Consider the following 24,501-nt stretch of genomic DNA (forward strand, 5'->3'; position numbering starts at 1 on the left):
CCAGAAGACAGGCAATGAAACAGCTAGGTGGCGCCGCATTAGGCTCCAGCTTCTTTTCCAGGGTAGCCGTGGAGCAGCCAGCGATGTCCGCATCCGCTGCTGCGCGCGCCGGCACTCCGGCACCGCGTTCGCTACGCCCCAATATCCTGTGGATCACCGGCGAAGGCGTACCCGTATCGGCGCTCGGCTGTTATGGCAGCACGCTCATCAAGACGCCAAACATCGACCGTATTGCCAATGAAGGGATGCGGTTTGAGAACAGTTTTACGACGAACGCACTGTGCGCTCCAAGCCGCGCCACACTGCTGACCGGCACGTACACGCACGTGAACGGGATGACCACAAATCCGCAGGACACCATCGACGAAGAGACGCCCGCGCACTTTGATGCGTCGCAGGTGACGTTTCCGAAACTGCTCAAACAAATGGGTTACGGAACGGGCACTGTCGGCAAATGGCATCTTCCGGCCAATCCGGGTGAGTGAGGGTTCGACTACTTCATCTACAAGAATGGCGCGGGAGGTCCGTACTACGATCCCAACGGCTATCTACAGAATCCAGGTCTGGGCAGCACGGAGATCGTGAAGGCGATCTATCCCGGCTACGAGACAGACAACATCACCGACCTGGCGATGAAGGGCATCGAGCAACTCCGCAAGGACGGTGCGCCATTCATGATGATGGTCCAGTTCTTCAACGCGCACCGGCCGTTCGACCCTCCGCACAAGTATGAGCATCTCTACGACAACACACGCATTCCCGAACCGGCGACTTTCTGGGACGATTACTCGCACCGCGCCGCTCCCGCGCGCGAGGCGAAGATGCGCATTGAGAACATGCCGGACTTTCATCCGCCGAGCGACCTGACCGGGAGGCAGAGGAAGCAGTGGAACTATCAGAAGTTCATGGAGCACTTTCTGGGCACTCTGCGCTCGCAGGACGACAACATCGGCAGGCTGCTGGAGTTTCTGGACAAGTCCGGCCTGTCGGAGAACACGATCGTCGTCTACACCACTGATCACGGGTTTTTCCTGGGTGACCACGGCTGGTTCGACAAGCGATTTATGTACGAGCAGGCGATCCGAGTGCCGTGGATGGTGCGCTATCCGGGAGTAGTCAAGCCAGGCAGCGTAAGGAGTGAGTGGGTGGTCAATATCGACAACGCGCCGACGGTGCTTGACCTGGTGGGGCATCCCGTACCGGAGTCGATGCAGGGAAAGAGCCTGGTTCCACTGCTGAAGGGAGAGACTCCTTCGGACTGGCGGACTTCGTTCTACTACCACTATTACGAGTTGGGATCTCCGCACTGGGTCATGCCGCACTACGGGATTCGCACCAGCAGATACAAGCTCATCAGCTACTACACCATCAACGAGTGGGAGTTATTCGATCTGGAAAAGGACCCCGACGAAATGGAGAACCTGTTCAAGTGGAGCGGCTACAAAGTACATCCAGCGTATGAACAGACTGTTCAGGACCTTGTTAGCCAACTACGACAACTGCGCGAGATGTACAAGGACACGACAGGAAGGCCTGTGAAGATGTGGCCGACCAGTTCCTACGATTAGTTTGCTGCGGCGGCTGACGCTCTATCGCCCTAACGGAAGACGGCGTGGAGCAGATACTCGTGGTTGCCTTCCATTCCGAGAATGGGAGAGTCGATGACCTCGATCTGCTCGCCTCCCTGCTCGACCACACAACTCGATACACGCTCCACGGCCTGTTTACGGGCTTCCGGATCGCGGACAATGCCACCCTTGCCAACGTTGCCGCGTCCGGCCTCGAACTGCGGCTTGATGAGAATCACTGCCTCGCCTCGCCATCGCTGGCCGGCTTCGCAAAGCGCAGCGATGACCGGAGGGACGACAAGCGTAGCGGAGATGAACGAAACGTCCATGGCGAGGAAAGAAATGGCATGTCTCTCACTGGGTGGAGGAGGGCCACCTGCGTTCGCCTGCATCAGAAGCTCGCCGGGGGTGAGCAAGCGTGCATTGGTACGTTCGCGGAGGGTGACGCGCGGGTCGGAGCGGAGCTTCTGAGCTATCTGACCGTAGCCGGTATCGATGGCGAGGACGGAGGCCGCACCCGATTGCAGCATACAGTCGGTGAACCCCCCGGTGGAGGTTCCAATGTCGATGCAGGCGCGATCCTGGAGAGCGACGCGCCAATGTTCCAGGGCGCGTTCGAGCTTGAGTCCACCGCGGCTGACGTATTTCAAGTCCGAGCCGAGCAGACGGATAGCTGCATCCGGCGCAATGGGCGCACCAGGCTTGTCGACGCGCTGCTCGTTGACGAGCACACGACCGGCAAGGATGAGCGCCTGCGCACGCTCGCGGGAGGCGGCGTGGCCCTGATCGACGAGCAATTTGTCGAGGCGTGTTTTCATGCCGGCGCTTCTCCTTCTTATAGCAGTTTCACCTGAGCGGTTTTCGCTGTGCAATGCGCACCGGTGTTTTCGGGTAAAGTGGCTAAGACAGTGATTTGGGCAGCGATTGGGCCGGGCAGCTTGCCGCTCGGAAGCAGGTTGCCTGAGGATGGTAAATTTTCATGCTGAGCGAATCTACCGCGAACCCGGGTGCGTTCTATGTATAGAGAGACGGGGCTGGTGAACTCCCCTCCGCCATCGCGGGAGGAAGACGCCGTGTTGCTGGGGCAGGTGCGGAAAGGCGATGAGCAGGCCATGGCGGCGTTGTATGACCGCTATTCGAAGGTGGTCTATTCGGTTGCGTTGCGCGTGCTCCGGGATTCGGCTGCCGCTGAAGATGTGCTCCAGGAAATCTTTATGCAGATATGGCGCAACCCGGGCGGCTTTGAGGCGACACGAGGCAGCCTGGGTGGATGGCTGGCGGTGGTCTCGCGGAATCGCGCAATCGACGCCCTGCGCAGGAAGCGGCCCATGGATCAGGTGGATGAGCTAACGCTGCCTTCCAGCTACAATCTGGCCAACGAGGCGGAACGGGACAGCATGATGGAGAAAGCGCGTGTGGTGGTTCGCCAGTTGCCTCTTGAACAGCGCAAGACGCTGGAGATGGCATTCTTCGACGGACTGACCCACACTGAGATTGCCGAGATGACGGGCGAGCCGTTGGGGACCGTCAAGACCAGAATACGCAGCGCGCTCATAACGCTGAGAAAGGCGCTGACGGCATGAACACGGCCAGACATTTCGAACCGGAAGACCTGGCGCTGTTTGCCATGCAACTGCTTCCGCAGGACGAAGCGGCAGCGGTGGCGGCGCACGTGGAGCAGTGTGCAGCGTGCCGCCAGAACCTGACTGAAGTGCAAGGGGACCTGGCAGCATACGCCCATACCGTAGATCTGCACACGCCATCGGCTGAGGCCCGCGAACGGTTGTTGAAGCAGGTAGCACGGGAAAAGAAGACCATCCCCATCGACCGCGTGCCGGAAAAGCAGGAGTCTGAGCACGAGACGATTCCGCTGGCAAGCTACGGACGCGGTCTTGGACGCGGAGAATACCTACCGGAGGAAGACCCCCCCCATCGCCGCCCAGCGGGAAGGCTCTTACCGTGGCTGGGATGGGCAGCTGCTGCTGCACTGGCCTTTGCTGCGGGCAATCTATACCAACAGCGTGATGCACTCAGGAGCATCATTGCAACCCAGTCGAGCACCATGAACCAGGCCTTGCCGGGAGTCGCCGAAGCACGGCAGGTGATGGAGGCGCTCACCGATCCCACGGCAAAGCGGGTGGTGCTGAATGTGACCCCTACTGAGAAACCCACACCGCAGGGCCGGGCGACCTACGTGGCCAGCAGAGGCACGCTGATCTTCGTTGCCGATAACCTGGAGCCGCTGCCTCCGGCAAAGGTGTATGAGCTGTGGCTGATTCCGGCCAGCGGGGCGGCGCCAGTTCCAGCAGGAACGTTTCAACCGGACGCGAAAGGGCACGCCAGCGTGCTCCTGCCAACGCTGCCGAAAGGCGTGGAGGCGAAGGCGTTCGGGGTAACGATTGAAGCCGAAGGCGGAGCAACGAAGCCGACCCTGCCCATCATTCTGGCCGGCGAATAGCCGGTACACTGCCCGGTTGACTGCAAAAGCAAAAGGCCATCGCGCGGATGGCCCTTTGCTGACTTCTCTATACGGAAAGTGAATCAGGGAGCAGTGACGCGAACGCTGATACCTGCTCCCTGAAGAGGAATCTCGGTCTGGACCGAGTCGGTGTCGGTACGGATAACAGTGAGGAAATTCGTCTCGGCCGAGGTGACGTAAACCTTGCCGGTGGGCGTTCCCGTGGTCACGGCAATCCAGTTCGGGTGGCCGTTCTGCGTTGGGGTCAGCGCGTTGGTCGAAAGCGGAAGGGGGATGGTCGCCGTGACCGTGTTGCTGGTGAGATTGACGACCGATACTGAACAAACAGTGCTTTTGCCGGGGACAGCGGGTGGAGCAGCGCAGGGCAGGCTCGGGGTGCCGGCGTTGAGAACATAGGCACGGGTGCCGTCCTGTAGTACGGCGACCATAACCGGATTGATGCCGACCGGAACGTTGGCGATCAGCGTGCCGAAGCCCACCGCATCGACCGGGTTATTCGGATCGCAGTTTGGGTTGGTAGGCTGGGCGTTCGCCGTGCAGAGTGGGATGCTGAAGATGCTGACCGAGCCCGGATTGACGCCGTCGCCCGCATTGGCGACGACAAGCTCATTGAGCGTCGGGGCAAAGTCCGCCCAGAGCGGCGCTACGGCTGCCGGGTCCGTCAGGACGGAGGTGGGCGTGTCGAGTTGGTTCGTCTGCGAGTTAATGACGCTGACGCTGTTGCTGCCCTTGTTCATGATGAAGGCGCGCCGGGTGTCGGCAGTCATCACGCCATAGACCGGGTTCGTGCCAACTGGAATGGGTGTGGCGTCGATGGTATCGCTGGAGGTCTCGATCGTGGAGACCTGGCCCGGGCCGCCGCCATTGGCCTTGCTGATCACGAAGACACGCGGAGCGTTTCTGACGCCAGCCACGTAAACGGGTGTGAAGGCCGGGTCGATGGGCAGTTCCTGATGGAGAGCCAGCGGCGAACTGACGTACTGCGCGACGGAGTTGCGCCCCGGCTGCGTGATGTAGGTATTGGTGCCTTCCGGGTTAATCGTCAGCGGCAGTACGCCGTTGTTATCGAGCAGTGTGCTCTGCTGAACCTGGCTGCTCAGCAGGTTGGTGCTGATGGGGAAGCTGGTCAGTGTTTTGTCACCATTCAGCGTATAGCCAGTACCGCCAGTGGGATCGAGCGCGAGGTAGTAGGGGTTAACGCCGACGTTTGCCGTGATGAGGATCGTGTCGCCCGAGAAGTCCACAAACGTGGTAATCCCGGGAGAGGTCGGGCTGGGGCTTGAAATGGCAATCGCAAATTTCTGCGGCTGGCCTGCGGGACCAACAGGGTTGATCGCCGTAACTACCGGACGGTACGTGTTACCGCATCCGATGAGCGCCACGAGAACAGCAGCGCCTGCGGCGGACTGGATGAGGGAACGCATCGAACGCCGGAGCGGCCGCGCCTGAGTGATCTTCTCTGCTTCAATTCCTGCTAAGTGCAAAACTGCTCCCACATGCTGCTGGTGTTGGCTATGCTCAAGGATTGATTGTAAATCACGGAGGGGGATGAAGCTGACTATGGACGGAGAAATACAAGCAGGAGCAGGAGGCGGGTGGCGGAAGGCAATCTCGCCCGGGCGCGACCGGTTGCAGTCGAGATTGCTGGTCTGGCCAGTGGGCATGCTGCTGCTGGCAGTGATGGCACTTGAGCTATGGTCGCAGCCCTGGGGCGAGATGCTCCTCCGGTGGCCGGCTGCGGCTGCTTCCTTCAGCGCCGGTTTTGCCCTGCTGGTATGGAGAATCCGCGCGGCGACATGGCCCGCAGCCGCACTGGGCGGGGTCGTCTGCATGAATCTGCTGCTGGCCCAGCCGACGGAGTGGCTGGATACTGCTTTGCCCTCATTATTGGTGCTATTCACCCTAACGTTTGCCGCAACCCGCTTTGGGCGACGCAGAAAAGAGGCCATGGGGGCAGGCGAACCCCGGCAGGGACGACGCGCCTCGCAGATCGTGGCCAACCTCGGCATCGCTGGCCTGTGCGCGTCTGGCATCTCCGGAGCATGGCTCGCTGCGTGTATTGCAGCGCTCGCAGAGACAACAGCAGATACAGTCTCGTCCGAAATGGGCCAGGCGCTCGGCGGCACAACCAGGATGATCACAACCGGACGGCGCGTTCCGGCAGGCACCGACGGCGGAGTGAGCCTGATAGGAACTGCGCTCGGTGCGGCAGCGGCTGCGGCAGTCGCTGCGGTTGCAGTTTTGTGCGGGGCCATTTCCCTTCACGCAGCCCTGATTGCCTTCGGCGCGAGCCTCGCAGGCTTGATCTTCGACAGCGTTCTCGGCGCAACTGTCGAAAGGTCGGGATGGATCGGCAATGACTGGGTGAACTTTGCTTCGACCGTGCTGGCAGCTGTGCTTGCGTACACGCTTGCACGATGAGTGACCAATCAGGCCTCGGCGAAACCAGGCCGCCTATTAATACGGGTCTTCCTTGCCTTCCAGCCAGTCGGTGTTGAAGCCGACACACCAGGCGCTGTAGCTGAGTATCTCGTGAAAGTACCGCGAGGCCATGTCGTAGCGATCCAGATGGCCGATGGTCGCGCGCGGCGACGTGTAGACGTCTAGCCCGGCATTCTCGCAGAGCGCCCGGATGCGGAACAGGTGCGTTCCATCGGAGACGACGACGATGTGATGAAAACCATTTTCACGGGCGATTTCGGCCAGCCGATTGACCTGCTGCTCGGTGTCGGTGGAGCGGGTTTCCGCGATGATGCTGCCGAAGGGAACGCCGTTGGCCAGGAGATAATCGCGGCCAACTCCGCCCTCGGTCTTGCCGGAGTCCTTGTCGCCGCCTCCGCCAAGCGTGATGATGACCGGCGCAATCTGCCTGCGATAGAGATCAACGGCATGGTCGAGCCGTGCATGAAAGACTGGCGACGGGCGACCGTTGTACTCCGCCGCGCCGAAGACCGCGATGGCATCAGCGTGCTGCGCGTTGTCCTGGCTGGCGACAGCGTTAATCTGCCAATAGACCCAGTAGCACCACCCTGCCGCAAGCAACAGACCAAGCACGAGCAAATGGCGGAAGAGTTGCCCCCAGATGGTGCCGTGACGCCTCAGGTTGGATTGGGAAACAATCATGTGAGAGAAGGACAAGACCGAAAACTACCTGGAACAAGCGGCGCTCAATCGCCGGCGCAATGGACGACAGACCATTCTAACGCTGGAGCGTAAGAGCGATCTCGTGCGTGGGAATGGCGCCCTCGCGGACAATCATCCATGAGTTGCCGCCGCCGGAGACATCGACGATGGTGGTCGCCGTAGCGCGCGCGGTTGGGCCGCCATCGACGATGAGCGGAATTTTGTCGCCAAGCTGTTCGCGGACGCCGCTCGCATAAGTACACTCCGGCAGGCCCGAGAGATTGGCCGAAGTCGCCGTGATAGGCAGGCCAAGGCTTTTGACCACCGCGCGCGGAATCGCCGCTTCCGGCACTCGCAAGGCGAGATTGCCCGTATTGGCTGTAACGCGCAGCGGCAGACGAGAACCAGCCTTGACGATGATAGTGAGTGGTCCGGGCCAGAATTTTTCCGCGAGCCGGTCGAAGGCAGAGTCGATGTTGCGCGCCAGTTCGTAGGCCTGCGCAACTTCTGCGATGAGCAGCGAAAGCGGTTTATGACGCGCACGGGCCTTCAACTCGTAGATGCGGTCCACAGCCTTCAGATTGACGGGATCGACGGCGAGACCGTAGAAGGTATCCGTAGGCAGGGCCACGACGTTGCCGCAGCTGAGGCTCTTGACGACGTGGTGAATCAACTCGGGTTCGGGCTCGTCGGGATGAATACGAAGTGTTTCAGCCGTCAAAATCTAGCTCCTGCGCCTTGGATCTTCGTCCATTCGGGACTGGGCGGAATAAGAACTCTGTCTCGCACCATTAGCATACCGCCACTTCTCATGATAGATGCTGAACGGCAGCGCGTCGCTCTGGAGGTCAGGTCCGCTATAGTCGAACCATATCCCAAATAGGTTGAATATATGGCCGCGATATGTCCTATCACTCCAGAACTCGCAATGAGTTACAAAGCAGTTCGGCTTCGCGCATTAAGTGATGTGCCGAGTGCCTTTGGCAGCACGTTTCAAAAGGAGTCACGGCTTGACGACAACGAGTGGATCGCCCGCGCTGTGAGGCTGTGCAGCAACCAGGCGGTCGGCTATCTCGCGCTGGATACCGCAGAGTACTGCGGAATCGCCGTGTGCTTTCTCGACGAAGATGACCCCCAGACCGCCCAGTTGCTTTCGATGTGGGTCGCGCAGAGGCAGCGCAAAACTGGCATGGGCAGAATGCTGGTTGAAGCTGTAGCACACTGGGCCGTAGCGCACGGCGCTCGAAGACTGCGTCTGATGGTGACGAGCAGCAACTACCCGGCGATGGACTTTTATCGCAAACTCGGATTCTCGCCAACCGGACGGACAGAACCGTATCCGAACGATCCGGCACTTGAGGAGTATGAGATGGCGAAGATGCTTGTATAAACCGTCGCCATGCGCAAGACCGATCAGCGGCCACGGCGTAAGATTTGCGAAGATGCCAATTTCTGAGACGCTAATTTCGAGCAGGACAAATGCGCGCGTGAAGCAGTTGCGCGCCGCCTTTGAAGGCAACGCACGATTGAGCGGTGGACTGGTGGCGATTGAAGGCGACCACCTGCTGACCGAAGCGATGCGCAGCGGCGTCGCCGTGAAGGTGCTCTTTGCGACGGAGCGCCGCGAGCTGCCGTCAAGCATTCCGCAAAAGACTGAGGTGCTGCGTCTCACCGCCGATGTGTTTCGCAGCGCCGTCGAGACACCGTCTCCGCAAGGAATCGCGGCGCTGATTGAGCCTCCGCTGTTTGCGCTCATGGATGTTGTCGGCAAAGCTCCGCTGATTCTGATAGCGGCAGGCTTGCAGGACCCGGGAAATCTGGGAACGCTCATTCGCTCGGCGGAGGCCTTCGGCGCAACGGGCGTGCTGACAACTCCAGGCACGGTGAGCCCGTGGAATCAGAAAGCGCTCAGAGCCAGCGTCGGCTCCGTGTTTCGCGTGCCTGTCGTAGCGGCGACGCCGGATGATGTAGCGGGACTGAAGAAGCGCGGTGTGCATCTGCTGGCTGCCGTTGGCTCGGCTGCCCCACACACAAAATCCGTGCAGGACACAAACTTCGCGAATGCCTGCGCGGTGATGATCGGCAACGAGGGCGCCGGGCTGAGCGCTGAATGGCTCAAACTCGCAGATGAGTGTGTAACCATTCCCTGCCCTGGCCCGGTAGAAAGTCTGAATGCAGCGATTGCCGGATCGCTGCTGCTCTATGAGGCTTCACGACAGCGGACAACAAATCCGCCGGAGGTGAAGCGATGAGCTTGTTCGATGCTTCGCCGATAGCTGGCCCCGCGTCCCGCGCGCGGCAGGTGCCTCTCGCCGAGCGAATGCGTCCGCGCACGCTCGATGAATATGTAGGGCAGGAACATCTGCTTGGGCCCGGCAAGCCGCTGCGTCTTGCGATCGAGGGCGATGATGCCACCTCGATGATCTTCTGGGGGCCTCCGGGCACAGGCAAGACAACACTGGCAAAAATCATCGCCCACATGACGCAGGCCAGCTTCATCGAGTTTTCCGCCGTGCTCTCAGGCATCAAAGAGATCAAGCAGGTGATGGCCGAAGCCGAAAAGGCGGCACAGTTCGGCTCGCGTACGATTTTGTTCGTCGATGAGATCCACCGCTTCAACAAAGCCCAGCAGGATGCGTTTCTGCCGTATGTCGAACGCGGGACGATCCGGCTGATCGGCGCAACGACGGAGAATCCTTCCTTCGAAATCATCGCCGCGCTGCTCTCGCGTTGCCGCGTATATACGCTGCAGCCGCTGGCTGAGGAGCAGATTGTCTCGCTTCTCAAACGCGCACTCACCGATGCCGAACGTGGGCTTGGAACGTCAGCAATCGAGGCCGACGATGAAGCTCTCGCTACGATTGCCGCATACGCAAGTGGCGATGCGCGCAATGCGCTGAATGCAATCGATGTCGCTGTGAAGCTGGCAGAGGGGCGCGGCGAAAAGCTCATCACAAAGCCGCTGGCTGCCGAGGCATTGCAACGTCGCGTGCTGCTCTATGACAAACACGGCGAGCAGCACTACGACATCATCTCGGCGCTACACAAGAGCGTGCGCAACTCCGACCCTGACGCCGCGCTCTACTGGCTCGGACGGATGCTCGAAGCAGGCGAAGACCCCATGTACTGCGCGCGGCGCATTGTGCGGATGGCCGTCGAAGACATCGGCCTGGCCGCGCCTGAGGCGCTGAATCTCTGCCTGAGCGCAAAAGACGCGATGCACTTTCTTGGACACCCGGAAGGCGAACTGGCGCTGGCCCAGGCGGTGGTGTATCTCGCGCTCGCACCGAAGTCGAACGCAATCTACACAGCCTACGGCGCAGTGCAGGCGGATATCGAGGCCACAGCCGCAGAGCCGGTTCCGCTCCATCTGCGCAACGCTCCGACGAAGCTGATGAAGGAGCTGGACTACGGCAAAGGCTACCAGTACGCGCACGATGTCGAGGGCCGCGTTGCGGACATGGAGTGTCTGCCTCGTTCGCTGGCCGGGCGGCGCTACTATCAACCCACGAATGAAGGGCGCGAGAAGCTGCTGGCGCAACGGATGGATGAGATCGAGCGGATCAAGAAGAGCAGCCATGGCACCCGCTAAATCTATTCAGAATACAAACACCAATACCAATGAGGCGCTCTAACGAGGGAGTCATCTCTGCGCCCTTCGCGTGGAAGTACAGCAGATACGTCCTCTGCACCCAAACCCTCTGGATACCGGACAAAATCGACGGCGTTTCGGTGACGCATGCCTGCCGCGAGCCATCAAGGAAGACGATTGTGAAGATGGTGTAGCCCATACCTGACTCACCAGCACGATAAAGCTGGTTTGCATATTTCGCAGGCAGTCGAGCGGCTGTCTCTTCTATTCGCACGACATCTTCAATACGAATTGAGCTTTTCTTTTGTCGTCTTCAGGGTAAATTCCGAGTACTTGATATGATATAAGGCTTCTCAGATACGACATAGACAGTATCGAAACTGCTGCCATCCCTGAGAACGGCGCGGCACGGAAGATACGTCAGCTCACCATCTTGACTTGGCTCGATGGACAGAGTGCGGGCCGTTTGGGTCATTGGGACCTCCTCTGCTGTTCTGGACGTATTTTGCGCTTGCCTGGTTTACGCGAGCAAGAGTGGCTTAGACAGCGGTGACGAGGTTTGCATCGCGCCAGACGCGCCATTGACCATCTACGCCACGGCGAAAGGCGGTGAGAGTGTAACCTGCGCGCTTCGTTGTGGTTCCGCTCATGAGCGGGACGATATCAACTTCGATATAGTTCCAGCAGAGAGCGAGGTCGTCCTTCACGGTAATCTCCTGCACAGTAGAGCGAGACAGGGCCTGGACAGAACGAATCATTGATTGGAACGCGCTGATGAACTCGGAGCGATGCATCGGTGGCTTGCCGGGGATGAGGAAGGTTATGTCTTCGGTCATCAGATTCAGCAGGGCATTCAGGTTGCCTTCGGCCGTAGCTTTTGCCCATGTGTCGATGACGGCTCGGATTTGCAGTTCATCTTGATGGGTGGTCATGGGTGCAGATCCCTTTTGAGAGCGTCGAGGACAATCTGCTTCGTCAGCAGCTCAGGCAGAACATCGGCAGGATCATCTTTTCTGGCCGGATAGATAACATACGTAGGCACGCCGCTGCGGCCAATCGACGCGAGCTCTTTCGTAATCTCCGGATCGTAGTGCGTCCAGTCAGCCTTGAGCAACGTGACGTTGCCCTTGCGGAACTCGTGCTGCACCTCAGTGGACTTCAAAACGAGCCGCTCGTTGACCTGACAGCTCAAACACCACGCGGCAGTGAAGTCGATAAAGACAGGACGACCGGCGGAGCGGGCCTGATCGAGCGCCTGCTGCGAGTACGGTTGCCAGACGAGCGTCGTATCCTTCGGCTGATACAACGGAATCGCCAGCGCAATCGCGCCGATGATGACCGCCGCGATGGCGCTCTTCCACCGCGCAGGCCACTTACCGAGCACCCACCCGGCAATGGCCAGCCCGAGGAAGCACCAGAGCAGGTGTACCGTGTGATCCACGCCCGGCACCCCGACTCCGCCTTCGCCGGAGTAGAGGTAGCCGTAGACCCACGAGAGCCAGATGGCGGTACCGAACAAGGGCACCGCGGTAAGGTGCTTGAGCGTCTCCATCCAGGAGCCTGGTCGCGGAAGCAGACGTGTCCACGCAGGCTGAAAGCTCAGCAAGAGATACGGAGTGGCCAGCCCAAGTGCGAGTGCGGTAAAGACAGCAAAAGTGACCTCCACAGACTGCGCCAGCGCAAAGCCGATGGCTGCGCCCATCAGCGGTGCTGTGCAGGGCGTAGCAACGATAGTGGCGAGCACTCCCGTGAAGAAGCTCCCGGTATAGCCGGGCTTCTTTGCCAGATCGCCGCCGACGCTGGTCAGCGAAAGTCCAATCTCGAACTGCCCTGCCAGCGAGAGCGCAAAAAAGAAGATGCCCGAAGCCAGCAGTGCGACGAACGTCGGCGATTGAAGCTGGAAGCCCCATCCCGCCTGGCTGCCGCCTGAACGCAACGCCAACAGTACAGCAACAATGGTCCAGAACGAAACCAGAATGCCAAGCGTATAGATAAGGCCGTGGCGACGCAGGCGGCTGCGCTCCTCGCCCGAAGACTGCACCAGCGCAAGCCCCTTAAGGAAGAGCACCGGAAAAACACATGGCATCAGGTTGAGGATGATGCCGCCCAAAAATGCGAGGACTATGGCGCTCCATGGGGCCGCTGAAGATGACTTCACCGCAGCAGCGACGGGAACTTCGCCTGGAACAACTGGTGCGGTAACATCATATGCTCGCGCCGCGCTGAGTTTGATGATGCCGTGAAGTTCCGCTGGCAGTTTCACTAGTTCCGGCGCGCGCGACACGCGAAGCCGAACACCGTTCGGCAGCGGCTCGACAGCCTGCGGCGCAGCGTTGGCAATCTGCTCCTGATCGAGCGGATAGAATTCTGCGTTGGTCTCACGGGTGCCCGTAATCAGCGTGAGGACAAAGTTCTGCCTGCCGCCCATAACTGAGAACTGCGCGTTGCTGGGCGGCGGCCCAGGAATGAGGCTGAGGGCTTGCGCGAGGTCGCCTGTAGGCGCAACAGGCACAGTTCCGCGGACAACGTTGAGGTTCAGCCCAAGATGTGCCTTGCCGGGGATGCAGACCTCGCGGCAGACAAGCCAGTCGATCTTCGCGTCAAGATGAACAGGGCCTGGCCTGGCATAGGGCGATGCGACGAACTTGATCGGAAACACGACGCCGTTCTCATAGCCAAAATCCATCAGCGGACCGAGCGGCAGGCGCGTCGGGATGGGAAACTGCATCGGGCCAGCGGTGATGTCTTTGGGCAGCGCCCATGTAATCTTTGGCGGCTCACCGGAGTCCCCCGCATTGACCCAGTAAACATGCCAGTGGTCATCGAGCCTGAACTGAAGGCCGACCTGCAACGTGCCTCCAGGCGCGACGCTCGACGATGGCGCGATAAGCGCGACCCTCAAATGTTGCGCCGTAGCCGGACCCGGGCCCCCGTCGCCGACGACCTCTATCTGCGCGCGTGCAGATACGCCGAATAGCAGAGCGCAGACCGCGAACAGAAGGAGTGTAGAGAGACGGCGCATGGTCATCTGTACCGATTGTAGGGCTTCCGGCCGCAGCGTTTGTCAGAGATTTGTCAGATGCCTGTGCTCGACCATAATGCAGTGATCCATCACCACGCGGATGCCGCCTGCCTCGGCACGCGCGGCCGCTTCCATGTTGACGATGCCAAGCTGCACCCAGAGATTTTCAAAGCCAAGCTGGAGCATCTCGTCCACGATGCCCGGAATGTACTTCGGCAGGCGAAAGACATTCACGATGTCAGGCTTGATGGGCAGTTCGGCAAGCGAGCCATAGCACCTCTCACCCAGCACTGAACCCACCGTCGGGTTGACCGGCAGAATACGATAGCCATGCTGCTGCATGTACGCAGGGACATAGTGGCTGGGCTTCGCAGGATTCGCCGACAAGCCAATGACAGCAATCGTGCGCGGCGGGGTGCCCAGCATGACGCGGATTGTTTCAGGTTCATTCATACCGAACAGTCTATGGGTTCCAGATTCCAAGCAAGCGTCGAAGGACGACGAATTCGCCAAGATGATAGGCATTGTGGTCCGCGATCAGCAGTGCTTCTCGAAGCAGGTTCTGCCCTTCACCCCAGCGGAACGGCTTGTACAGATCAACACCCGGCTTCAGCAGCAGCGCCTCGAAGTGCTCACGGTCTTTGCGGACGGCGGCGATCGACTGCTCCCATGCACTCAGGCCGGGCGGCGTGGAAGACTTCGGCCAGTAATCGTCCGGCCACTGCATGGGCTGATACCCGCCCGTCGGAGGCGCGGAAAAATTAAGGATGTCGCGCTGTGCAATCCGGAGATGTTCCAGCACCTGCCACGCCGAGTGAGACAAATTCTCCGGAACCACACCACGCAGATCGGCAGGAAAATCGCGCACCGCATCGTCAAACGTGACATGCGCCTGCCCACCCCGAAGCAGCGCAAGCAGTTGGTCGATCAGAGGATTCTGCTCGTATTGCTCGTTATCCGAATGCTTCGACTCACTCATCGTCACCTCTCGTTCCCCGGTGAATCGTTGGATGCGCGATCAGGTGAGTTCGCCTCAGAAAAATTCGTTACGTAAGGTCATCCTCATTCACCTCGGCAGGCATATTGCCTTCGCGCCGCATCTTCAGATAGCCGCGAATGAAGGGTTCAAGATCGCCGTCGAGCACGCGGTCCACATCGCCCACTTCGACGCGCGTGCGCAGGTCCTTCGCCATGCGATAGGGCTGGAGTACATAGCTGCGAATCTGCGAGCCGAACTTGATGTCGAGCTTTGAGTCTTCGAGCTTCCTGCTGATGGCCTTCTTTTTGTCTAACTCGTACTCATAGAGGCGCGAGCGCAGCAACTTCATCGCCTTCTCTTTGTTCTTATGCTGCGAACGCTCGTTCTGGCAGCCTGCAACGAGGCCGGTGGGAATGTGCGTGATGCGCACGGCAGAGTCGGTCGTGTTGACGTGCTGGCCACCCTTACCGCCGGAGCGGTAGGTGTCGATGCGCAGGTCTTCTGCCTTGATGTCGATAACGATGGTGTCGTCAATCTCAGGCGAGACGAATACCGAAGCGAAGCTGGTGTGGCGGCGCTTGGCCGAGTCAAACGGCGAGATGCGCACCAGCCGATGCACGCCAGTCTCGCCCGAGAGCAATCCAAACGCATATTCGCCCGAGATCGTAAACGTCGCGGACTTGATGCCGGCCTCATCGCCGTCCTGTACCTCGTTAATCTCGACTTTGAAGTTCTGGCGCTCGCCCCAGCGGATGTACATGCGCATCAGCATCTCGGCCCAGTCCTGAGACTCTGTTCCGCCCGCACCGGGATGCACGACGACGATAGCATTCAGCGGGTCACTCTCACCCGAGAGCATGGTTTTCGATTCAAGATGCTCCGCAAACTCGACCAGCGCGGGAATCTCGCGAGCGAGATCGGCCTCGGTATCTTCGCCCTCTTTCGCGAGTTCGAAGTAGGCCTCAATATCGTCGGAGCGGCGCGCCAGTGCCGCGTCGTCCGCCAACAGGTTCTCCAGCCGCTTACGCTCGCGCATCAGCGGCTGCGAGCGTGCAGGATCTGCCCAGATGGCTGGGTCTGCGGTCTTTTCTTCGATAGTGGCTAATTCACGGCGTAGGCGTGGCGCGTCAAAGATACTCCCGCAGATCGCGCACTTTCTCGCGGACCGGGGAGTAGGAATATTCGAGATCGCTAATCATAAAACTATTTTACTGGAACATCCTGCGCATACTGAAACCGAGACCCAAAGCCGCCGCCAGCGCACAGAGATACGCAAAGAGATCGCCGTAGCGCGTATAGAAGGTTAGGTCGTGCTCATAGCCAAAGCGCACTTGAATGCTGGTGCGTACGTGGCGCGGTGCAGCTTCCGTAACTCTGCCGTAAGGATCAATGGCAGCAGTAACTCCCGTATTGGTGGCGCGCAGCACCCATCGATGATTTTCAATCGCGCGCATCCGCACCATGTTCAGGTGTTGCCACGGGGCGCTGGTATCTCCATACCAACCGTCATCGGAGATATTGACCAGCACGTCCGCACCCTTCAACACAAACTGGCGCACTTCGTCAGCAAAGATCGATTCATAACAGATGAAGGTGCCATAACTATGTCCGCCATAGTTGAAGACAGTCCGGTGCGTGCCGTGCGATAGATCGCCGGCCTCGGCAAGCAGGTCGCCTGCGAAGAACAAGACGGATTTGAATGGAACATATTCACCGAAAGGTACCAGATGCATCTTGTCATAGCGGCCGGAAAACTCCCCATTCGGCGTGATAAACGATGCGGAATTATAGCGGTCGTAACCACTCCTGCTGGAAGCATCAGGAGTAACTCCCAGACTGTCTACAATCACAGGCGCATCTGCCTCGCGAGCAAGAGACGAAATCGACGCGCGAAACTCAGGATCGTAATCAGCAAACGGAGCAGGTGACTCGGGCCAGACGATCAGGTCCGTTGGCGTAGGCAGCGGCGTGTCTGCCGCGACACCATCCACCGGAGGGTGTTCTCGCAGCAAAACCACGGACGATGTTCCCGGAAGCTCAGGAATGCCGAGAAAGTACTTTGAAGAAGGATAGCGGCTCAGATACGAGAAGGATTCAAGGAGCTGCTGCTTGGTCTCCTGTGGATCTTTACTCTCCGCTCCTACCGAGAGGTTTTCCTGAACAAGTGTGGCGCTGGCAGAGGCAGGAGAAGAGTGAGGATTTCTAATTCGGTTCAGCCCAATGGCGTATGCCGCTACAGTCACAACAATCGCCAGAGTGAGTGCAGGACGAATGAACCGGCTGTTGCGCACATGAACTTTTGTCAGCCACAAAGCATTCACAGCCGCAATCACAAACGAGATCCCATAAGCTCCAGTTACAGGCGCAAGTCGCGTCAGGAGCGGGTTATCGACCTGCGTTATACCAAGAAAGTCCCATGGAAGTCCCGTGATGCGCGCACGTGCAAGCTCAACGGCAACCCACGCAAACGGAACCAGCACTAATGCATATCCTCGCCCGAGGCTCCTGCGCGCCGCGACAATCAGCGTTCCAAACAGCGCGTGATACAGGCCCAGATAGAGACAGAACAAGACCAGGATGCCTGCCGCAACAGGCTTAGCAAGCCCGCCGTAGAGATACATCGTCTGATAAATCCAGTAACAGTTGCCCAGATACCAGGTAAATCCGCAGACATAGCTAAGCATCGCGCCCTGACGAAGCGTAAGCGGTTCGCCCGCCTGGTTGCTGCTGATCAGCACTGCAAGCAGCGGCATCAGCGCCAACCAGCAAAACTCCGTGCGCCATAAAGGTACTGGGCCGGCAATGGGGAACGGCAAGACCTGAAGGACGCCTGAAAGCACGGCCAGCGCCCAAAGCCGCAATGGAATCTGTCGCATCGCCATGAGTCTAGCATCCTGAACGGCTCATATTAGAATACTGTCGTTTGCCACGGACTAACTGCTTCTGTATCGTTGTGACTGAAACTAAGTAGGTACATCGTTACTACTTAAAAGAGTGCTCTATACAGGAACTAACAGGAGGTTCTAAGTGGAAGTCAGCCGCATTATCAACGAAATCGACGCGCAGATTGCCAAACTACAGCAAGCTCGCGCCCTGCTGCTCGGAACAACCGGTCGCACACCCGGGCGACCCAAAGGCAGCAAAAACTCCACCGCGCCGCGCAAGCGCAGACTGAGCGCCGCTGGCCGCAAGCGCATCTCCGAAGCCATGAAGAAGCGGTGGGAGGAGCAGAGGAAGAAGGGCGCAAAGAAATCCTGACTCCGTTCCCTGTCCCTGAAACAACATCAGCGCAGGCCCGTTCTCCGGACGCCTGCGCTGATGTTCTTACCGCATAGATGCGCCCCAAAAAAGGGGCGAATCAACGAGTAATAATAACTTCCCGCAGACTGTCCTTCGCCAGAAAAAAGCGATAGCTGCCGAACTCGCGCAGCATGTTCTCGATAGAACGGTTGCTGTAGGAGTGAAGCATCGGATAGTTCCCTGCCCGCTGCATCTCGACAACCTCAGTATCGGTCAGGTGATAACGGCAGAACGCAGTGTCCGCTGCGCCCACGGCGTGGAAGAATGCCAGCATCAGGCCGCCCGGCTGTAGAACCTGATGGATGCGCGAAAACACCGGCGCGACCAGCGGCTCCGGCAGATAGTCCGCGGTATCCCACAAAATCACCACGTCAAACATGCGTCCGGAAAAGTTCAGGTTGCTCTCCAGAAATCGCTCGACCGCAAAACCCGGCGGCCCACCCGCGTCGTCGAGGACCAGCCACTCCGGCTTCGCCGCCTCCTCCACCACGTTCGCCATGTAGATGCTGTGGCCCAGGCTGGTGATGTAGTTGATGTTCGTCGATGAAGTAGGCCCAATATCCAGAACACGCAGGGACTCCTGCGTCCGCAGATGTTTCAGCAGCTCCTTCCATCCGCTGGAGTGCCGGGGGTGCCGGCTTCCTTCCGTTCCTTTGTGACTGCCAGTGCTGTCGCTGGCGCCGAAGAGGCTCCGCATACGGCCATTTCCCTTTCTGTGCTAAGCCCCTGGCTGGGTTAAGAGCGGTGTCTTTGACGCGGACGATTCAACAACGGCAGCCGGGTGCGAGGCCGATGCTGCCTGAGCCTCGCCGCCACCCTTCAACTCGACCCTGCCTTTGAGCGTCACGCTCTCTTCGATGGCAAGCCTTGTGGCAACGATGTCTCCATTGACCAGCGCGGACTCGCGCAAATCGACGCGGCCTGTCGCGGTCACATTGCCGGACAGACGACCCAGCACCACCACGTCGCGCGCATGAATATCCGCCTTGGCGCGAGCATTGGGGCCTATCGTCAGGCGATTGTCGGGCAGCGTAATCGTTCCTTCGATGTCCCCGTCCAGGTAGAGGTCTTCACTGCCGGAGAGATCGCCCCGGATAATGACAGATTTGCCAATGACGGTGGAACCTTCTGCTGGCTTCATGAAGTTGTACGCTCCTGATGGGGATGGTCGACTTGCAGACACGCTTGCCCGAACTATACCCAAGCCCGCGCAATGAGGCAAACCGGAAAACTTTAACGCAGGTGAGACGTCTTATCGAGTGCGCACGTAAGATATGCAGAATGAGTTCGCGCAAGACAAAGGAGCGCGGTGCTGAACAGTCTCATCAACAGGCATTCCAAAGCTGACCAGGCTGTGCCGCGCACACCAATGCCGAACGTGCAGCAAGCCTCGTTGCGCCCGCTTCGTCCATGCGCCATTGCGCTCGTAGCCGTTCTCACCGCGCTTTCGGCAACTGCTCAGAGCGCAGTTCCTGCAAAACCAGACCCCGCCCTGCTCGCGGTTCCTCCGCGCAACTGGGTCGTGGATGCGGTGAACAACGAGTTGACGGCCCTGCACCATCGCGGCTCGTATCTGCGCTACCGCATCCACACCATAGGCGAGAAAGGCGACCTCACCCGCGACCTCATCGAGAGCCAGGACGGCTCCGTGGCGCGGCTCATCCTGCACGATGGCCGCCCACTGACCGAAGCCGAAGACAAAGCCGAGAGGCAGCGACTCAACGACATGATCTCCCATCCGTCAGACTTCGCCCGTCACGTCAAAAATGAGGAGACAGGAAGAAAGATGGCCGATGAACTCCTCCGTATAATGCCCGACGCCATGCTCTACACCTACGTGCCGGGACAGCCGCAGACGCCAGGAGGCGCAGGCCCGCAGATCGTGCTGGACTATGCACCGAATCCGAAATTCAGACCGCCCACCCTCACCGCCGACGCACTGACAGGACTCAAAGGCAGGGCGTGGATCGATGCAAAGTCGCACAGCGTCGTCCGCATGGAGGGAACCATCTTTCGCCCGGTCAACCTTGGATGGGGCGTCGTAGCGCACATCTATCCGGGCGGAAGACTTCTGCTCGAACAAGCTGACGTCGGCGGCGGCAGGTGGATCTTTACCCATTTCACCGAAGACATCACCGTGCGTGCCCTGCTGGTCAAGACCGTGAAGGTACATGAACAGATCGACGCCTCGGCTTTTCAGGTGCTGCCCGGCCCCATGACCTACCAGGACGCAATCCATCTGCTACTCAACACGCCGCTGCCGGGCCGGTAGTGCAACGCTCAGGCAGTCACACGTGCCTTGGCGTACAGGCTCTGTCGCCGCACCGTCAGAGCCTCAATACGGTCCTTCCGCACCTCGAATCCGCGTCCCGCCGCCGTTGGTACTGCAATCTCGCCCTTCGCGCTGACCGTGACCGGAGGCTCGATGATGTCCTGCACCCAGTAGCGGCTCGAAGCCGAAACGTCCCCCGGCAGGGAAAAATTAGGCAGCGACGAAAGCGCGATATTGTGCGAGCGCCCTATGCCCGTCTCCAGCATTCCGCCGCACCACACAGGAATGCCGCGCTCAGCCGCCGCGTTATGCACGGCAATCGCCTCGCTGAAGCCACCCACGCGCCCCACCTTGACGTTGATAATACGGCACGACTCCATATCGATCGCCGCCAGCGCATCGCGCCGGTTGCGGATCGACTCGTCCAGACAGATCGCCGTGTCCAGTCGCTTTTGCAGCATCGAGTGAAAATAAAAATCGTCGTACCACAGCGGCTGCTCGATCATTAGCAGCTTGAACCTGTCCCACGTTGCGATGTGGTCAAAGTCCCTCATCCGGTAGGCGGAGTTCGCATCGCAGCTCAACATAATGTCGGGCCATCGCTCGCGCACAGCTTCAAACACCTGGTTGTCCCAACCCTGTTTGCACTTCAGCTTGATCCTCTGGTATCCGGCCGCCAACTCTGCCGCAATCGTGTCCATCAGCTTTTCCAGCGACGGCTGAATGCCAATCGAAACGCCGCATGGAATCGTCTTGCGCGTCCCTCCCAGAAGCTGCGACAGCGGAACGCGCTCCACCTGAGCCTCCAGGTCCCAGACGGCGTTCTCCAGCGCAGCTTTGGCCATGCGATGGCCGCGCACCTGCTTGAAGATCTCCGGGCAGCTCCCGCCGCCCTCAATCTCAGCTTCCAGCAGACGCGGCGCAAGTTCATGCTCGGTGATGATCCACGCCGTGTCGATCATCTCATCGCTGAAGTAGGGGTGTTCACCCGCGACGCACTCACCCCAGGCAGTCAACCCGTCAGCCTCCAACTCGACCAGCAGAATGCGGCGGCCCGTCGTCAGCCCGAAGCTGGTCTCGAACGGATAGGCCAGCGGCATGTTGATCTCGCGCAGGTGGATGGCGTCGATGTTGAGCATAGATGGGCTCCTGTTCCGCATTGCACAAGTTGAAGAGTGAGACGACAAATTCGATTCGGTAGACGTTTCCTTGTCATGGTCCGGCATCAAGGTGCGCCTTTGCCAGACCCTTCATTCCACGGCCCCAAAAGAAAGCATCCGTCTCCCTCGGCGTTGCGTTCATAGCCGATGACGGCAAGACCACGGGCAAATGCCGCTTCCAGCGCCTCTCGATTATGGGTCTGGAGCGCGTGCGCCAGACCTCGCTGCTCTGCATGCTGCTTCCACTGGTAAACGGCGTGCGGGACTGTGACTCGTTCGACCACCCGCTCCGGCATGGGCTCTCCGCGCAAGACAGCGGCAACGCGTGGGGAGTTCAGCCACCATTCCGCGTATAGCCTATCCGTCGGAAGCCCGCCCTGCAATGGGGAAGAAGATGGCCCATAAAAATCAGGCTCATAGCGCCGGACGATGGCCCCCAGGCGGGCAATGTTCAGGTATGCGTTCTTAATTTCCAACGGATCAAATGTCCATTCCATCAGATCAAAACCACGAGCAATCGCATCGTCCCGCTGTGCCAGCTTCAGGCGACGTCCCAAGCCTGCATTCCGGTACGCAGGCAGCACCGCCAGCATGTGCGAGTGCAGGTACGAACGGCCATCCCGATAGCCTGGCCACGACATCGCAAACCCGACGACCGTCCCGCCATCGAACGCGCCCAGCACCTGCCCGCCAATCTTCTGCGCCACCAGAAAGACCCGGCGCGGAATCAAGTCTCCGTCGCTGTAACCCCAAACCTCCAGTTGCAGCACAACGCACCGCTCGAACTGTTCGAGCGTGGTCAGCGGACGGATTTCAATCTTATCGTTTTGCTCTTTGCTCATGGCCTCAGTTCACTCTTGGTGGCGTTCTTCGCCTCGTTCCACCGTCGGTCCAACTCCCCAGGAGTCATCGCCGCCAGCGCGTCCCGTCCGCCCGCGGCGGACTCCATCGCGACAAATCGCCGCCGGAACTTCGCATTCGCCCCACGCAGCACACCCTCCGGGTCGACCTTCAAGTGACGCGCGAGATTGACCGCCGTAAACAGTAGATCGCCCATCTCTTCTTCAACTGCGCTCAATGCCTGAATCGGCTCATTCAGTTCGACTCGAAGTTCGGCCATCTCTTCCTGTAGCTTCTCGAAGAGGCCCTCGGCGTCCGGCCAGTCGAACCCGACCTTCGCCGCGCGAGAGCCTAGTTTGCCGGCCTCCATCATCGCCGGCATCGAACGAGGAACATCGTCCAGCATTGACGTGTGCGCGCGAGCGGCGTCCACCTTCTCCGCGCCCTTAATCTGCTCCCAGTTCCGCAGCACGGTGTCCGCATCAGGAGCATCAACCCCGCCAAAGACATGCGGATGCCGCCGGATGAGCTTCGCGTTCAGATTCTCCGCTACGTCGGCAATGGTGAAATAGCCCGCCTCCGAAGCCATCTGCGCATAGAAGAGCACCTGGAGCAGCAGGTCGCCGAGTTCGTCCTTCAGGTCGCCCCACTCGCGGCGCTCAATGGCGTCAAAGACCTCGTAGGTCTCCTCCAGCGTGTATCGCTTGATGGTGTCGAAGGTCTGCTCCCGGTCCCAGGGGCAGCCGCCCGGCCCGCGCAGCCGTGCCATGATGGTGATCGCTTCCTCCATCGCACGCGCGCCCGAATTCGCATCAGGCGTCGTAGCCTCAAGCCGGGAGGGTCCAGGTGCTGGGACGTCCATACCTTCCACTTTACCCGATTGCCGCCGAATCCCAACAGGTTCACAATCGCCGCCCGGTCGAGTATCCTGAGCACCACGATGCCGCCCACACCCAAAGCGCCGCACCGCAGAAGCAAGTGGCTCCTGCTGCTCGTGCTGCCGTATCTGGGCCTGTGCTTCCCGCAGCTCTACGCGCGTGCCACGCCCGCACTCTGGGGATTCCCCTTCTTTTACTGGTATCAGTTCGCCTGGGTCGTCCTTGCATCCGCGCTGCTTGGCATTGTCTACAGCAAACTCAAAGCCTGATGAGCCGCACACATGCCTTTAAAGAAAGACAGGCGGGCAGGGCGTATCCGTGCTGCCCTGCCGCCATCGGAGAGGGGAGGAGCAACACGCCCGGCAGCACACCGGGCGCGTCGCTTTTGGAATGGTTCTTGTGCAGTTGGGTGTTGCGGACTCAATCTCCGTCTTGCGCGAAACCCTATTGCGCAGGCGGCGTAACCGAGGCCGTCGCCGGCGCCGTCTGGTCCTGGTTCATGTTCGACAACACCTTGATCTCGACGCGGCGGTTCTTGGCCCGTCCAGCAGCCGTGCGATCCGTTGCCACCTGCTGGTCCTTGCCAATACCAATCAGATAGAACTTGTGCGGCGGCACGTTGTACTTCGAGGCAAGATACTCGACCACGGCATTGGCGCGGCGCTGGCTCAGCTCATAGTTATAGTTCGCATCGCCTACCGTATCGGTACCGCCCGTCACGGCAAGGATGTAGCCCTTGGCGCCGGTCAGACTGGTGGCCAACGTATCAAGCTGGTCCTTGTCCGAGCGCGTCAGAGCTGCCTTGTCGAAGCCGAACGTCACCGTCACGTCCTGCATCGTCTTGTAGTTGTCCAGATTGGCTACCACACCGGTCAGGCTATCCACCCGGTTGTAGGCATCCTGCGCGGACTTATTCGCAGCGTCGGCGGCCGTTCCCGCAGCCTGTGCATGTTGGTCAGCCGTATCGGCTGCGGTCATTGCGCCGCTGATTCCCTTCTGTGCGCGCTCGTCCGTGTCCATAATCGAACGGTGGTCTGCCGCCGTCTTGGCGTCCAGTTCATTGGTCTGCTGAATGATCGGCGCAGTCTGCGAACGAACATAGTTCTTGCTCGAGCATCCGACCGTGAACGCAATCACAAATGCACTGGCCAAAACTACAGTGCAGGCAGACTTCATCTTCGACTTTGCATCGCTCAAATTCTCAAATCGCATCGTGGAGCTCATGGATTTCATCTCCTGTTAGGTCCCATGTTTGCCATGGTTCGACATCCACCCAACAGCAATCTCC

At 59.6% G+C, this 24,501-nt stretch carries 26 protein-coding genes and 1 pseudogene; 11 read left to right on the forward strand and 16 right to left on the reverse strand.

Annotated elements, in window-relative coordinates; translation table 11 throughout:
- Positions 1-83 precede the first annotated feature (83 nt).
- Positions 84-1,568: pseudogene (locus tag VFU66_RS04240) on the forward strand (sulfatase family protein).
- A 29-nt stretch (positions 1,569-1,597) separates the two neighbouring features.
- Here VFU66_RS04240 and VFU66_RS04245 read toward each other — a convergent pair.
- Positions 1,598-2,386 (reverse strand): TlyA family RNA methyltransferase, encoded by a 789-nt coding sequence (locus tag VFU66_RS04245; RefSeq protein WP_326444993.1) that lies wholly within the window; start codon positions 2,384-2,386, stop codon positions 1,598-1,600.
- A 198-nt stretch (positions 2,387-2,584) separates the two neighbouring features.
- Between VFU66_RS04245 and VFU66_RS04250 the strand changes: the two genes are divergently transcribed.
- Complete coding sequence (locus VFU66_RS04250; RefSeq protein ID WP_326444994.1) at positions 2,585-3,151, forward strand: sigma-70 family RNA polymerase sigma factor; 567 nt, start codon at positions 2,585-2,587, stop codon at positions 3,149-3,151.
- Positions 3,148-4,026, forward strand: a complete 879-nt coding sequence (locus VFU66_RS04255; protein WP_326444995.1) for an anti-sigma factor — start codon at positions 3,148-3,150, stop codon at positions 4,024-4,026. The genes VFU66_RS04250 and VFU66_RS04255 overlap by 4 nt, the downstream gene beginning before the upstream one ends.
- An 83-nt stretch (positions 4,027-4,109) precedes the next feature.
- On the opposite strand, the gene VFU66_RS04260 is transcribed toward VFU66_RS04255, so the two are convergent.
- Positions 4,110-5,531: a YncE family protein gene (locus VFU66_RS04260; RefSeq protein WP_326444996.1), complete on the reverse strand. Its 1,422-nt coding sequence runs from the start codon at positions 5,529-5,531 to the stop codon at positions 4,110-4,112.
- A 64-nt stretch (positions 5,532-5,595) separates the two neighbouring features.
- On the opposite strand from VFU66_RS04260, the gene VFU66_RS04265 reads away from it, so the two are divergent.
- Entirely contained in the window at positions 5,596-6,468 is an 873-nt protein-coding gene (locus tag VFU66_RS04265) for a DUF92 domain-containing protein (protein ID WP_326444997.1), read from the forward strand.
- A 36-nt stretch (positions 6,469-6,504) separates the two neighbouring features.
- On the opposite strand, the gene VFU66_RS04270 is transcribed toward VFU66_RS04265, so the two are convergent.
- Positions 6,505-7,170, reverse strand: coding sequence for a YdcF family protein (locus VFU66_RS04270; RefSeq protein WP_326444998.1), 666 nt, complete (start codon positions 7,168-7,170; stop codon positions 6,505-6,507).
- A 76-nt stretch (positions 7,171-7,246) separates the two neighbouring features.
- Positions 7,247-7,891 carry an L-threonylcarbamoyladenylate synthase gene (locus tag VFU66_RS04275; RefSeq protein WP_326444999.1) on the reverse strand — a complete coding sequence of 215 codons (645 nt, stop codon included), beginning with the start codon at positions 7,889-7,891 and terminating at the stop codon, positions 7,247-7,249.
- 207 nt (positions 7,892-8,098) lie between these two features.
- Here VFU66_RS04275 and VFU66_RS04280 point away from each other — a divergent pair, with 207 nt between their 5' ends.
- Genes VFU66_RS04280 through VFU66_RS04295 form a run of 4 tightly spaced genes read left to right on the forward strand, consistent with a single transcriptional unit; the run spans position 8,099 to position 10,956 of the window.
- Complete coding sequence (locus VFU66_RS04280) at positions 8,099-8,560, forward strand: GNAT family N-acetyltransferase (RefSeq protein ID WP_326445000.1); 462 nt, start codon at positions 8,099-8,101, stop codon at positions 8,558-8,560.
- A 52-nt stretch (positions 8,561-8,612) separates the two neighbouring features.
- On the forward strand, positions 8,613-9,422 hold the full coding sequence (locus VFU66_RS04285; protein WP_326445001.1) for a TrmH family RNA methyltransferase: 810 nt from the start codon (positions 8,613-8,615) through the stop codon (positions 9,420-9,422).
- Positions 9,419-10,762: a replication-associated recombination protein A gene (locus VFU66_RS04290; protein ID WP_326445002.1), complete on the forward strand. Its 1,344-nt coding sequence runs from the start codon at positions 9,419-9,421 to the stop codon at positions 10,760-10,762. Before VFU66_RS04285 ends, VFU66_RS04290 begins: the two co-directional genes overlap by 4 nt.
- 29 nt (positions 10,763-10,791) lie before the next feature.
- Entirely contained in the window at positions 10,792-10,956 is a 165-nt protein-coding gene (locus tag VFU66_RS04295; protein ID WP_326445003.1) for a hypothetical protein, read from the forward strand.
- 345 nt (positions 10,957-11,301) lie between these two features.
- Here the strand turns inward: VFU66_RS04295 and VFU66_RS04300 are convergent, their stop codons facing one another.
- From VFU66_RS04300 to lnt, 6 genes are all read right to left on the reverse strand, one after another.
- Positions 11,302-11,694 carry a YybH family protein gene (locus tag VFU66_RS04300; protein ID WP_326445004.1) on the reverse strand — a complete coding sequence of 131 codons (393 nt, stop codon included), beginning with the start codon at positions 11,692-11,694 and terminating at the stop codon, positions 11,302-11,304.
- A complete protein-coding gene (locus VFU66_RS04305; protein WP_326445005.1) occupies positions 11,691-13,784 on the reverse strand; it encodes a protein-disulfide reductase DsbD family protein in 2,094 nt (697 codons plus the stop codon). Before VFU66_RS04305 ends, VFU66_RS04300 begins: the two co-directional genes overlap by 4 nt.
- A 42-nt stretch (positions 13,785-13,826) precedes the next feature.
- Complete coding sequence (locus tag VFU66_RS04310; protein WP_326445006.1) at positions 13,827-14,237, reverse strand: CoA-binding protein; 411 nt, start codon at positions 14,235-14,237, stop codon at positions 13,827-13,829.
- A gap of 10 nt (positions 14,238-14,247) precedes the next feature.
- Positions 14,248-14,763 (reverse strand): DinB family protein, encoded by a 516-nt coding sequence (locus VFU66_RS04315; RefSeq protein WP_326445007.1) that lies wholly within the window; start codon positions 14,761-14,763, stop codon positions 14,248-14,250.
- Positions 14,764-14,830: 67 nt separating this feature from the next.
- A protein-coding gene (prfB, locus tag VFU66_RS04320) for a peptide chain release factor 2 (protein ID WP_326445008.1) occupies positions 14,831-15,962 on the reverse strand; the annotation gives its coding sequence in 2 pieces (ribosomal slippage) (positions 14,831-15,892 and positions 15,894-15,962; 1,131 coding nt in all).
- 9 nt (positions 15,963-15,971) lie between these two features.
- Positions 15,972-17,645, reverse strand: coding sequence for an apolipoprotein N-acyltransferase (gene lnt / locus VFU66_RS04325; RefSeq protein ID WP_326445009.1), 1,674 nt, complete (start codon positions 17,643-17,645; stop codon positions 15,972-15,974).
- 145 nt (positions 17,646-17,790) lie between these two features.
- Here lnt and VFU66_RS04330 point away from each other — a divergent pair, with 145 nt between their 5' ends.
- Positions 17,791-18,021: a hypothetical protein gene (locus VFU66_RS04330; protein ID WP_326445010.1), complete on the forward strand. Its 231-nt coding sequence runs from the start codon at positions 17,791-17,793 to the stop codon at positions 18,019-18,021.
- A gap of 100 nt (positions 18,022-18,121) precedes the next feature.
- On the opposite strand, the gene VFU66_RS04335 is transcribed toward VFU66_RS04330, so the two are convergent.
- Both VFU66_RS04335 and VFU66_RS04340 read right to left on the reverse strand, forming a co-directional pair.
- The gene (locus VFU66_RS04335; RefSeq protein ID WP_326445011.1) at positions 18,122-18,760 is read right to left on the reverse strand and encodes a class I SAM-dependent methyltransferase; all 639 of its coding nucleotides are present in this window, start codon (positions 18,758-18,760) and stop codon (positions 18,122-18,124) included.
- 21 nt (positions 18,761-18,781) lie between these two features.
- Complete coding sequence (locus VFU66_RS04340; RefSeq protein ID WP_326445012.1) at positions 18,782-19,204, reverse strand: bactofilin family protein; 423 nt, start codon at positions 19,202-19,204, stop codon at positions 18,782-18,784.
- Positions 19,205-19,372: 168 nt separating this feature from the next.
- Between VFU66_RS04340 and VFU66_RS04345 the strand changes: the two genes are divergently transcribed.
- The gene (locus VFU66_RS04345) at positions 19,373-20,335 is read left to right on the forward strand and encodes a hypothetical protein (protein ID WP_326445013.1); all 963 of its coding nucleotides are present in this window, start codon (positions 19,373-19,375) and stop codon (positions 20,333-20,335) included.
- Between the two features lie 8 nt (positions 20,336-20,343).
- Here VFU66_RS04345 and menC read toward each other — a convergent pair whose 3' ends face one another.
- The 3 genes from menC to mazG form a co-directional block, all read right to left on the reverse strand.
- Positions 20,344-21,474, reverse strand: coding sequence for an o-succinylbenzoate synthase (gene menC, locus VFU66_RS04350; protein WP_326445014.1), 1,131 nt, complete (start codon positions 21,472-21,474; stop codon positions 20,344-20,346).
- An 86-nt stretch (positions 21,475-21,560) separates the two neighbouring features.
- Complete coding sequence (locus VFU66_RS04355; protein ID WP_326445015.1) at positions 21,561-22,337, reverse strand: GNAT family N-acetyltransferase; 777 nt, start codon at positions 22,335-22,337, stop codon at positions 21,561-21,563.
- Positions 22,334-23,197 carry a nucleoside triphosphate pyrophosphohydrolase gene (gene mazG / locus VFU66_RS04360; RefSeq protein ID WP_326445016.1) on the reverse strand — a complete coding sequence of 288 codons (864 nt, stop codon included), beginning with the start codon at positions 23,195-23,197 and terminating at the stop codon, positions 22,334-22,336. The genes VFU66_RS04355 and mazG overlap by 4 nt, the downstream gene beginning before the upstream one ends.
- A 78-nt stretch (positions 23,198-23,275) precedes the next feature.
- On the opposite strand from mazG, the gene VFU66_RS04365 reads away from it, so the two are divergent.
- Positions 23,276-23,482 carry a DUF3311 domain-containing protein gene (locus tag VFU66_RS04365; RefSeq protein WP_326445017.1) on the forward strand — a complete coding sequence of 69 codons (207 nt, stop codon included), beginning with the start codon at positions 23,276-23,278 and terminating at the stop codon, positions 23,480-23,482.
- Between the two features lie 175 nt (positions 23,483-23,657).
- Here VFU66_RS04365 and VFU66_RS04370 read toward each other — a convergent pair whose 3' ends face one another.
- Positions 23,658-24,437, reverse strand: coding sequence for an OmpA family protein (locus VFU66_RS04370; RefSeq protein ID WP_326445018.1), 780 nt, complete (start codon positions 24,435-24,437; stop codon positions 23,658-23,660).
- Positions 24,438-24,501 lie beyond the last annotated feature (64 nt).

This window comes from Edaphobacter sp. (genome assembly GCF_035763405.1).
Lineage (GTDB): Bacteria > Acidobacteriota > Terriglobia > Terriglobales > Acidobacteriaceae > Edaphobacter.